Consider the following 9,736-nt stretch of genomic DNA (forward strand, 5'->3'; position numbering starts at 1 on the left):
TCAGATGCCCGCGTCGATGATCGCGCGGGCCAGGACCGGCACGGTATGCTGGTTCAACCCCGCGATGTTCAGCCGCGAATCCCCCACCATGTAGATCGCCGCGTCCGATTTCAGCTTTGCCACCTGCTCCGGCGTGGCCCCCAGACGCGAGAACATGCCCCGGTGCTGGCCGATGAAATCGAAGCGGTCGCTGCCCGACAGATCGCGCAGTTCGGATGCCAGTTGCGACCGCAGGCCCAGCATGGTGTTGCGGACTTCCTCAAGCTCGGCTGCCCAGTCGGCGCGCAGCGCATCGTCGGTCAGGATGGTGCTGACGATCCGCGCGCCATGGTCCGGCGGGAAGGAATAGTTCTGCCGGTTCAGGAAGGCCATCGACCCCTGGGCCAGATCGCGCGCCGCGGTGTTTTCCGCCAGAGCGAACAGGATGCCGGTGCGTTCGCGATAGATGCCGAAGTTCTTGGAACAGGACGCCGCAATCAGCACCTCGGGCAAGCGCTGCGCGATCATGCGGGTGGCGGCCGCGTCTTCCTCCAGCCCGTCGCCGAAGCCCTGATAGGCCAAGTCGATCAGCGGGATCGCGCCGGATTTTTCCAGGATCGCCGCGACTTCGTCCCATTGTTCCATGGACAGGTTCGCGCCGGTCGGGTTGTGGCAGCAGCCGTGCAGCAGCACGATGTCACCCTTGCCCGCCTTGGCGATGTCGGCCTTCAGCCCGTCGAAATCGACGCCCCGTGTTTCCGCGTCGAAATAGCGGTATTCGACGAAGGGGACGCCCATGAACTTCATGATCGACAGGTGATTGGGCCAGGTCGGGTTGGACACATAGACCGTTACCCCCGGATTGGCGAGCCGCGCCAGTTCCAGCGCCTGCCGGATCGCGCCGGTGCCGCCGACGGTCGCAAGGGACGCCAGCCGGTCGCCCGGCACGTCCTTCAGCACCATCCGGGCCATGGCATTGCGGTATTCGGGTTCGCCCGCCAGGCCGGTATAGGCCTTGGTGGTCTGCGTTTCCCAGATCCGCTGTTCCGCCGCCTTGACCGCCCGCATGACCGGCGTCACCCCCTGGGGGTCCTTGTAGACGCCGACGCCCAGGTCGATCTTGCCCTGCCGGGTATCGGCCTTGAACTCCTCGATCAGCTTCAGGATCGAATCGGGGGCTTGGGGTTTCAGGTTCGACAGCATTCAGGCGTCTCCGGTTGCGATGGGCAGGTCCGGGAAGCTGCCCCATTCGGTCCAGCTTCCGTCGTAAAGCGAGTGGTTGCGGTGCCCGATCCGTTCCAGCGCCAGCGACAGCACGGCGGCGGTGATGCCGCTGCCGCAACTGGTGATGACGGGCTGTTTCAGATCGACGCCGGCGGTTTCGAACTCGGCGCGCAGGACATCGGGCGCCTTCATGGTGCCGTCCGCGTTCAGCAGCCGACCGAAGGGGACGTTCTTCGCGCCGGGAACATGGCCGGACCGCAGGCCGGGGCGCGGCTCTGGCGCCTCGCCGCGGAACCGTTCGGGCGCGCGGGCATCGACGATCTGATGGTCGGCAAGCTTGCTGGCCAGGGCCACCTGGGTCACGTCGCGGACCAGCCCCGCCTGGCGCTGCACGGTGATGTGGCGGTCGCGCAGGATCGGGGCCATGTCCTCGACCGGGCGGCCCTCGGCCTGCCACTTGGCGAAACCGCCATCCAGCACGGCGACATCGATCTTGCCCATCAGGCGGAAGGTCCACCAGACCCGCGCGGCGCTGCGCACGTCGGAATTGTCATAGACCACCACCTGATGCCCGTCGCCCACACCCATCGCCCGCATCCGGGAAATGAACATCTCGACCGGCGGGGCCATGTGGGGCAGGGCGCTGCGCTTGTCGCTGATCGCGTCGATGTCGAAGAACCGCGCAGCCGGAATATGGGCCGCGTCATATTCGGCCCGCGCATCGCGGCCCGTGGCCGGCATGTGCCAGCTTGCATCCAGGATGCGCAGGTCGGGATCGTTCAGATGCGCCGCCAGCCATTCGGTCGAGACCAGCGTTTTCGGATCGTCCTGCATGGCCCCCTCCGCCTTGGTGCGGGCCTGATCTACAGGGGGCCGGTCCCCCTTGCAATGCCTTGTCAGCCCTGCTTCAGCAGCCGCTGCTTCTGGCGGTTCCAGTCGCGCTTGGCGTCCGTTTCGCGCTTGTCGTGGTTCTTCTTGCCCTTGGCGACGCCGATCTTCAGCTTCACGATGCCGCGGTGGTTGAAATACATCACCAGCGGGATCAGCGTCATCCCCTCGCGCCCGACGGCCTGCCACAGCCGCGCCAGTTCCTTGCGGCTGACCAGCAGCTTGCGCTTGCGGCGTTCCTCGTGCCCGAAGACCCCGGCCTGCTTGTAGGCAGCGATATAGCCGTTGATCAGCCAAAGCTCTCCGTCCTCGACCGAGGCATAGCTTTCGGCGATGTTGGACTGGCCGGTGCGCAGGGACTTCACCTCGGACCCGGTCAGGACGATGCCGACCTCGAGATCGCTTTCGATGAAGTAATCAAAGCGCGCCCGCCGGTTCTCGGCGATGATCTTGTAGTTCTTGTCGGGATCCTGGGCCATGACGGCGATAGATAGGCAGCGGCAGGGGGCGTGTAAAGGTCGGGAAATCGCCGTTGCCCCCCGTCGGGCGACCGCCTTACCACTGTTGGCAAGCGAAAGGACCGCCATGACCCCTGCCCCGCGCAACCTTGTCACCGACATTCCCGGCCTGCGCGTCGGCAATGCCGCCGATCCGCGCCTGAAATCAGGCGTCACCGTGCTGACCGCCGATGCGCCCTTCGCGGCAGCGGTCCATGTGATGGGCGGCGCGCCAGGCACCCGCGAAACCGACCTGCTGGCGCCGGACAAGCTGGTGTCCCAGGTCGATGCGCTTGTGCTGTCGGGCGGGTCGGCCTTCGGGCTTGCCGCCTGCGACGGGGTGATGGCGGGCCTGGCTGCTGCGGGGCGGGGCTTTGCCGTGGATTCGGCACGGGTGCCCATCGTGCCGGGCGCGATCGTCTTCGACCTGCTGAATGGCGGCGACAAGGACTGGGCCGAGAATCCCTATCCGGCGCTTGGCCAGGAGGCCCTTGCCAAGGCGGCGGCGGATTTCGCCATCGGCACGGCGGGGGCGGGAACCGGGGCCAGCACGGGCAACCTGAAGGGTGGGCTGGGGTCCGCCTCGGCCCGGCTGTCGAACGGGGCGACGGTGGGCGCGCTTGTGGTGGTCAATGCGCTTGGGCAGGCGACGGTGGGGGGCACGCGAAACTTCTGGGCCGCGCCCTGGGAACTGGACGGCGAATATGGCGGCCTTGGCCTGCCGCCGGCATTTCCCGCCACGGATGAACCTGCGCCGGTGAAACGCCTGGGCGAGGCGACCACGATCGCCATCGTCGCCACCGACGCGGCCCTGGACAAGGCGGGGCTGCAGCGGCTGGCGATCGCCGCGCATGACGGCATGGCCCGCGCGCTTGTGCCCAGCCATACCCCTTTCGACGGGGATCTGGTCTTTGCCGTCTCGACCGGTGCCAGGCCCTTGGCCGATCCCGTTGCCGATCCCTTCCTGCTGGGGCATGCCGCGGCCACATGCCTGTCGCGGGCGATTGCGCGGGGCGTGCACGCCGCTACCCCTGCGCCCGGCGACCTGCAACCCTGCTGGAGCAATCTTCGGGCATGAGAAAGGGACGGTGCGCGACCGGCGCACCGTCCCAGATCAGAGAGAGGGTCGCCAAGAGGGAAGGCTTAGCGATACCGTTCCAACGCGGCCGGGCGCAAATGGTTCACGGGTTTCGCCCTTGGCGCGATTTTTTTTCGATGCCACGCGTTGCGCCGCCCCTGCTTTGACATCACCATGCCCACGTGCTGATCTTGGGCAACCGATACGGAGCCAGCCATGACCAAACATTCAACCGACCTGAAGACCCTGCTGCGCGATCCGTCGCTGCTGGAAACCCGCGCCTTCGTCGCGGGCGAATGGGTCGATGCGCGGGACGGCGCCACCTTCGACGTCGTCAACCCCGCCCGCGGCGATGTCATTGCCAAGGTGGCCGACATGGACCGCCAGGACGCCGCCCGCGCCATCGAGGCGGCGGCCGAGGCGATGAAGGGCTGGGCCGCCCGCACCGCCAAGGACCGCGCGGGCGTGATGCGCAAGTGGTTCGACCTGATGATGCAGAACCAGGACGACCTGGCCCGCATCCTGACCGCCGAGATGGGCAAGCCCTTCCCCGAGGCCAAGGGCGAGATCGCCTATGGCGCCAGCTTCATCGAATGGTTCGGCGAGGAAGCCAAGCGCGTTTATGGCGAAACCATCCCCGGCCACATGCCCGACAAGCGCCTGACCGTGCTGCGCCAGCCGATCGGCGTGGTGGGCAGCATCACGCCCTGGAACTTCCCCAACGCGATGATCGCCCGCAAGGTCGCGCCGGCCTTGGCCGTGGGCTGCGGCTTCGTCGCCCGCCCGGCGGCGGAAACCCCGCTGTCGGCCCTTGCCATGGCGGTGCTGGGCGAACGCGCGGGCCTGCCCAAGGGGATCCTGTCGGTCGTCACCTCATCGCGGTCCTCCGATATCGGCAAAGAGTTCTGCGAGAACCCGCTGGTGCGCAAGCTGACCTTCACCGGCTCGACCGAGGTGGGGCGGATCCTGCTGCGTCAGGCCGCCGACCAGGTGATGAAATGCAGCATGGAACTGGGCGGCAACGCGCCCTTCATCGTCTTCGACGACGCCGACCTGGACGCGGCGGTGGAAGGCGCGATGGCATCGAAGTTCCGCAACAACGGCCAGACCTGCGTTTGCGCCAACCGCATCTATGTCCAGGCCGGCGTTTATGACGCCTTCGCGCAAAAGCTTGCGGCGGCGGTGGACAAGCTGCGCGTGGGCGACGGGCTGGAGGACGGCGTGACGACCGGCCCCCTGATCAACCAGGACGCCGTGGAAAAGGTCGAGGAACATATCCGCGACGTGCTGGACGGCGGCGGCCAGGTCGTCACCGGGGGCGAACGGATGGAGGGGTTGTTCTTCAAGCCCACGGTCGTCACCGGCGTCACCGACCGCATGAAGGTCGCGACCGAGGAAACCTTCGGTCCCCTGGCCCCCCTGTTCCGGTTCGAGACCGAGGAGGAGGTCGTCCAGAAAGCCAACGACACGATCTTCGGCCTGGCGTCCTATTTCTATGCCCGCGACATCGGCCGCATCACCCGCGTCCAGGAAGCCCTGGAATACGGCATCGTCGGCGTGAACACCGGCATCATCTCGACCGAGGTGGCGCCCTTCGGCGGCGTCAAGCAGTCGGGACTGGGCCGCGAGGGCAGCCGCCATGGCATCGAGGACTATCTGGAGCTGAAATACATCTGCCTGTCGCTGTGACAAACCGCAACAATCTCCGACCCTTGCGGGAACGCGGCGCGGCCCTGGCGCATTGATCCCGCAAGACCCGGCCTTTGCGGGTCACGTCGCCAACATGAAAGGGAACACGTCATGGAAGGTATCGGCTGGCTTCTCGCAATCATCCTGGGTGCCATCGCAGGCTGGATCGCCGAGAAGATCATGAAGTCGAACATGGGCCTGCTGATGAACATCGTCGTCGGCATCATCGGTGCCCTGATCGGTAACTTCATCTTCGACCTGATCCTCGGCTCCAGCGCCGAAGGCAGTGTCTTGGGGCAGTTGGTCGTCGCCGTGATCGGCGCCTGCATCCTGATCTGGCTGGTCCGCCTGGTGCGCGGCCGGACCTGATTGCCCCCTGAACGGAAAAGGGCCGGTGCGCATCGACGCACCGGCCCTTTTTCATGATCGTCACCGGGAAGGATCAGCGACCCTCGTCGTCCTCGTCTTCATCCGCGTCGGGCAGGTTGAAGAAGCTGTCGGCGTCCAGATCGCGCTCGGGCGCCTTGTCCTCGTCCCGCGTCAGCGAGAAATTCTCAAGCCCCGCGATCGAAGACGGCAGGCGCGGCTCGTCGCTCATCGAGAGCGAGGTCTCGGTGCTGACCAGCTTGCGGCGTTCGTCGTCGCTCATCACCTCGCCGGTGGCGGCGGCCTTCTTGGCGGCCTTCTGGACGGCGGCGTCCAGTTCGGTCTGGCGGCACAGGCCCAGGGCGACCGGGTCGATCGGCTGCATGTTCTGGATGTTCCAGTGGGTCCGTTCGCGGATCGAGGCGATCGTGGGCTTCGTCGTCCCCACCAGCTTGGCGATGGCCGCGTCCGGCAGTTCGGGATGGAACTTCACCAGCCACAGGATCGCGTTCGGCCGGTCCTGGCGCTTGGACAGCGGCGTATAGCGCGGCCCACGGCGCTTTTCCTCGCCTTCGGCAGCCGGGTTGTGCTTCAGGCGCAGCTTGTAGGTGGGGCTGGCCTCGCCCTTGCGGATTTCCTCGGGGTCAAGCTGGTGCGAGGCGACCGGGTCATAGCCCTTGACGCCTGCGGCCACGTCGCCGTCGGCGATGCCCTGCACTTCCAGTTCGTGCAATCCGCAGAAATCGCCGATCTGCTTGAAGCTCAGCGTGGTATTGTCCACCAGCCAGACGGCGGTCGCCTTGGCCATCAAAGGCTTGCTCATGTCCATCTCCTTCGTGTGTCTGCCCCGAACAGCAGGCTTCAGGCCGGAAAAACGGCTTTTGGCGGGTGCCATTCCTCGTTTTCGGGGGGAATTGTCGGGTCATATAGCGATTCCGGCGCGCGGGGAAAAGAGGATTCGCGTTGTCAGATGGACGCCAGTCGTCGTGCAGGGCATGGTGTCGCCATGAAGGCCGCATTCCTGATCCCGCTTCTGCTGGCCCTGTGGCCGGTCCCCGCCCCCGCCGATGGGGTGGCGGGCGATTTCGATTACTATGTCCTGGCGCTCAGTTGGCAGCCGGGCTGGTGCCGGGCCACGGGCGATGAACAGGGGGCCCGGGAATGCGACAAGGGCAGCGGCCTAGACTTCACGGTCCATGGGCTTTGGCCCCAATACGAACGGGGATGGCCGGAATATTGCGACACACCGGAACGCGACCCCTCGCGGCGAGAGGTGCAGGCCATGGGCGATCTGATGGCGCCGGGGCTGGCCCTTTACCAATGGCGAAAACATGGCCGCTGCTCGGGCCTGTCGGCGGCAGAATACCTTTCGACCCTGCGGCAGGCCGCCGAAAGCGTGGAAATCCCCCGGCCGTTCGACGGCCTGCCCCGTGACATCACCCTTCCGCCCACGGTGGTCGAGAACGCCTTCATCGAGGCCAATCCCGACCTGAGTCCTTCAGCCGTCACCGTCACCTGCAAGGCCGAGGCACTGCAGGAAATCCGCATTTGCCTGACCCGCGACCTGACGCCGCGGGACTGCGCGCCGGACGTGCGGCGCGACTGTTCCCGGGCACGGGTGCTGATGGAAGGGGTGCGGTAAAAGGGGGCGCTGCCCCCGTCCTTCGGACTCCCCCGGGATATTTTTGCACAAGAGATGGCGCGTGTTCAGCGTTTCTTAAGATCTGCCGTGTTAGCTGGTCGTGCGGTACAGGCGGGGACGCCGATGACCGCCACAGGAGATGCCACAGGCCTTGGGGACGGGTGCCCGCAAGGCCTGTGTGCCTGTTCCATCTTCTGTGCTTCAAATATCCCCGCCGGAGGCTTCTGCCCGCGCCTCAGGCACCATCGCCCGCCACTTTCAGGACGATCTTGCCGATATGCTGGCTGCTTTCCATCCGCCGATGCGCCTCGGCCGCGTCCTTCAGGTCGAATTCGCTGTCGATCCTGACCTTGACCGTTCCCGCCGATATCAGCGGCCACAACCGCTTGCGCAGGGCTTCGGCGATCTCGGCCTTGGCAGCATCCGATTGCGGGCGCAGCGTCGATCCGGTGACGGTCAGGCGCTTGGCCATGATCTGCGCGAAGTTCAGTTCCACCTTGGGCCCCTCCAGGAAGGCGATCATCACCAGACGCCCGTCGAGGGCCAGGGCCTTGATGTTCCTGGGGATATAGCTGCCCCCCACCATGTCGAGGATCAGGTCCGCCCCGTCCTCGGCCGCCATGACCTTGGTGAAATCCTCGGTCCGGTAATTGATCGGATGGGCGCCCAGGGCAGCGATGGCCGCGCATTTCTCGTCGCTGCCGGCGGTGGCGAAGACGCGGGCGCCCAAGGCGCGGGCGATCTGGATCGCCATCATGCCGATGCCGGAACTGCCGCCATGGACCAGGAAGCGTTCGCCCCCCGTCAGCCCGCCGCGCGTGACGACATTCGACCAGACGGTGAAGGCGGTTTCCGGCAGGCAGGCCCCTTCGCGCAGGCCCAGGCCATAGGGGATGCGCAACGCGTGATCGGCATGGCAGGCCACATATTCCGCGTAACCGCCCCCCGGCAACAGCGCGCAGACCTGCTCTCCCTTTTTCCAGCGGGTGACGCCCGCGCCCATGCCCACGATCTCGCCCGAGGCTTCCAGCCCCGGCAGGTCGGAGGCGTCGGGCGGCGGGGCATAGCTGCCCTGGCGTTGAAGCACGTCGGGCCTGTTCACGCCGGCATAGGCCACGCGGATCAGGATCTGGTCGTGGCGCGGCACCGGAACCGGGCGGCTGGTCAGCCGCAGCGCGTCGGCATTACCGGGCGCGGCGATCTCGACCGCGTTCATGGCATCGGGAAACATTCCTACTCCTTGCGTCAGGGACGGGTGCGGCCGGGCAAGTCGCGCGGTCCGGGCGCGCGGATCCAGCCAAAGGCCATCCGCGCCAACGTTTCCGCACCCGGCAGCTTGCGCAAGGTCGATTTCGCCGATTCGAACCGCATCACCCCGTCGATGCGGCGGTCGATAAAGCCGCGGGTTTCCGCATGGTCGGGTGAATCGTCCCCCAGCCAGAACAGCACCGTGGCGCTGATGACCGCCGACAGGGTGGCACGTTTCGAATACCAGTTCACGTCGCGCGACGTGTCGCCAAGCCCGGTCCAGATCACATCCGCCGTTTCCCAGACCAGCCGGGCCGCCAGCGCGGCATTCTGCGGCAGGGACAGGGTGGCCGCGCCCGCGCGCACCAGTTCCGCATCGGCCAGCATCAGGCGGCGCCAGATCGCCTCGGCCACGCGGTCGCGGAAACGCCCGCCCGGCGGGGTCTGCGACAGGCTGTCGCGCAGCATCGCATCCGCCCGGCGGTGATAGGCGGCGGCAAGGCCCGCGCCCCCTTGCGGGAAATGCACACGCGCCAGGTCGGGCGACATGTTCAGGTCGCGGGCGCCCGCCATCAGGGCGCGGTCGTTCATCCCCTCGAAGGGGACATGCGCCAGGGCGGCGTCAAGAAGGGCGTCGCGGTCGGTTCGGGTCATGGGCGGCCTCTCTGGACAAGGGCGCCCGGCTTTGATAGGGGGGCGCATCCTGCAATCTTTGCAACTCTAACCTAGGAAGGTGGTGACAACCACATGCAGGTCAACGTTCGCGACAACAACGTCGAACAGGCGCTTCGTGCCCTGAAGAAGAAACTTCAGCGCGAGGGCGTGTTCCGCGAAATGAAGCTTCGGCAGCATTTCGAGAAACCGTCCGTCAAGAAAGCCCGTGAGCAGGCCGAGGCCGTGCGCCGCGCCCGCAAGCTGGCCCGGAAAAAGGCCCAGCGCGAAGGCGCCCTTTAAGGGTCGCGCCCAGGCGCACTGCAAGACGACGCGACAGCGTTTCATGACAAACCCCCGTGGCGAAAGCCGCGGGGGTTTGCGTTTGGCCGATCCACGACCAAAAGGAAGTTGCCTCAACAATCAACTTGTGTGACGTTTTTATGATCTTCTTTGGGGCACCTCGATTTTTGA

11 protein-coding genes are annotated in these 9,736 nt (G+C 66.4%); 5 read left to right on the forward strand and 6 right to left on the reverse strand.

The window, feature by feature from the left end; genetic code table 11:
- From CK944_RS12960 to smpB, 3 genes are all read right to left on the reverse strand, one after another.
- On the reverse strand, positions 1–1,182 hold the full coding sequence (locus tag CK944_RS12960; RefSeq protein ID WP_103173479.1) for an amino acid aminotransferase: 1,182 nt from the start codon (positions 1,180–1,182) through the stop codon (positions 1–3).
- Entirely contained in the window at positions 1,183–2,037 is an 855-nt protein-coding gene (gene sseA, locus CK944_RS12965) for a 3-mercaptopyruvate sulfurtransferase (RefSeq protein ID WP_103173480.1), read from the reverse strand.
- A gap of 62 nt (positions 2,038–2,099) precedes the next feature.
- Positions 2,100–2,570, reverse strand: a complete 471-nt coding sequence (smpB, locus tag CK944_RS12970) for an SsrA-binding protein SmpB (RefSeq protein WP_103173481.1) — start codon at positions 2,568–2,570, stop codon at positions 2,100–2,102.
- Positions 2,571–2,676: 106 nt separating this feature from the next.
- Here smpB and CK944_RS12975 point away from each other — a divergent pair, with 106 nt between their 5' ends.
- From CK944_RS12975 to CK944_RS12985, 3 genes are all read left to right on the forward strand, one after another.
- Positions 2,677–3,666, forward strand: a complete 990-nt coding sequence (locus CK944_RS12975; RefSeq protein ID WP_103173482.1) for a P1 family peptidase — start codon at positions 2,677–2,679, stop codon at positions 3,664–3,666.
- Positions 3,667–3,882: 216 nt separating this feature from the next.
- Entirely contained in the window at positions 3,883–5,355 is a 1,473-nt protein-coding gene (locus CK944_RS12980) for an NAD-dependent succinate-semialdehyde dehydrogenase (protein ID WP_103173483.1), read from the forward strand.
- A 111-nt stretch (positions 5,356–5,466) separates the two neighbouring features.
- The gene (locus CK944_RS12985; RefSeq protein WP_103173484.1) at positions 5,467–5,724 is read left to right on the forward strand and encodes a GlsB/YeaQ/YmgE family stress response membrane protein; all 258 of its coding nucleotides are present in this window, start codon (positions 5,467–5,469) and stop codon (positions 5,722–5,724) included.
- A 73-nt stretch (positions 5,725–5,797) separates the two neighbouring features.
- Here CK944_RS12985 and CK944_RS12990 read toward each other — a convergent pair whose 3' ends face one another.
- Positions 5,798–6,544, reverse strand: a complete 747-nt coding sequence (locus CK944_RS12990) for a DUF1013 domain-containing protein (RefSeq protein ID WP_103173485.1) — start codon at positions 6,542–6,544, stop codon at positions 5,798–5,800.
- Between the two features lie 183 nt (positions 6,545–6,727).
- Here CK944_RS12990 and CK944_RS12995 point away from each other — a divergent pair, with 183 nt between their 5' ends.
- A complete protein-coding gene (locus CK944_RS12995) occupies positions 6,728–7,363 on the forward strand; it encodes a ribonuclease T2 (protein WP_103173486.1) in 636 nt (211 codons plus the stop codon).
- Positions 7,364–7,598: 235 nt separating this feature from the next.
- On the opposite strand, the gene CK944_RS13000 is transcribed toward CK944_RS12995, so the two are convergent.
- Positions 7,599–8,594 (reverse strand): NAD(P)H-quinone oxidoreductase, encoded by a 996-nt coding sequence (locus CK944_RS13000; protein WP_103173487.1) that lies wholly within the window; start codon positions 8,592–8,594, stop codon positions 7,599–7,601.
- Between the two features lie 14 nt (positions 8,595–8,608).
- On the reverse strand, positions 8,609–9,265 hold the full coding sequence (locus tag CK944_RS13005) for a COQ9 family protein (RefSeq protein WP_103173488.1): 657 nt from the start codon (positions 9,263–9,265) through the stop codon (positions 8,609–8,611).
- Between the two features lie 93 nt (positions 9,266–9,358).
- Between CK944_RS13005 and rpsU the strand changes: the two genes are divergently transcribed.
- Positions 9,359–9,565 (forward strand): 30S ribosomal protein S21, encoded by a 207-nt coding sequence (gene rpsU / locus CK944_RS13010; RefSeq protein WP_103173489.1) that lies wholly within the window; start codon positions 9,359–9,361, stop codon positions 9,563–9,565.
- The last annotated feature ends 171 nt before the right edge of the window (positions 9,566–9,736 follow it).

It is taken from the genome of Paracoccus sp. SY, from assembly GCF_002901215.1.
Taxonomy (GTDB): Bacteria; Pseudomonadota; Alphaproteobacteria; order Rhodobacterales; family Rhodobacteraceae; genus Paracoccus; species Paracoccus acridae.

Coding starts and splice junctions, on each gene's coding strand:
- CK944_RS12960 (WP_103173479.1), bottom strand. CDS start 1,182: ATGCTGTCGAACCTGAAACCCCAAGCCCCCGATTCGATCCTGAAGCTG.
- sseA (WP_103173480.1), bottom strand. CDS start 2,037: ATGCAGGACGATCCGAAAACGCTGGTCTCGACCGAATGGCTGGCGGCG.
- smpB (WP_103173481.1), bottom strand. CDS start 2,570: ATGGCCCAGGATCCCGACAAGAACTACAAGATCATCGCCGAGAACCGG.
- CK944_RS12975 (WP_103173482.1), top strand. CDS start 2,677: ATGACCCCTGCCCCGCGCAACCTTGTCACCGACATTCCCGGCCTGCGC.
- CK944_RS12980 (WP_103173483.1), top strand. CDS start 3,883: ATGACCAAACATTCAACCGACCTGAAGACCCTGCTGCGCGATCCGTCG.
- CK944_RS12985 (WP_103173484.1), top strand. CDS start 5,467: ATGGAAGGTATCGGCTGGCTTCTCGCAATCATCCTGGGTGCCATCGCA.
- CK944_RS12990 (WP_103173485.1), bottom strand. CDS start 6,544: ATGAGCAAGCCTTTGATGGCCAAGGCGACCGCCGTCTGGCTGGTGGAC.
- CK944_RS12995 (WP_103173486.1), top strand. CDS start 6,728: ATGAAGGCCGCATTCCTGATCCCGCTTCTGCTGGCCCTGTGGCCGGTC.
- CK944_RS13000 (WP_103173487.1), bottom strand. CDS start 8,594: ATGTTTCCCGATGCCATGAACGCGGTCGAGATCGCCGCGCCCGGTAAT.
- CK944_RS13005 (WP_103173488.1), bottom strand. CDS start 9,265: ATGACCCGAACCGACCGCGACGCCCTTCTTGACGCCGCCCTGGCGCAT.
- rpsU (WP_103173489.1), top strand. CDS start 9,359: ATGCAGGTCAACGTTCGCGACAACAACGTCGAACAGGCGCTTCGTGCC.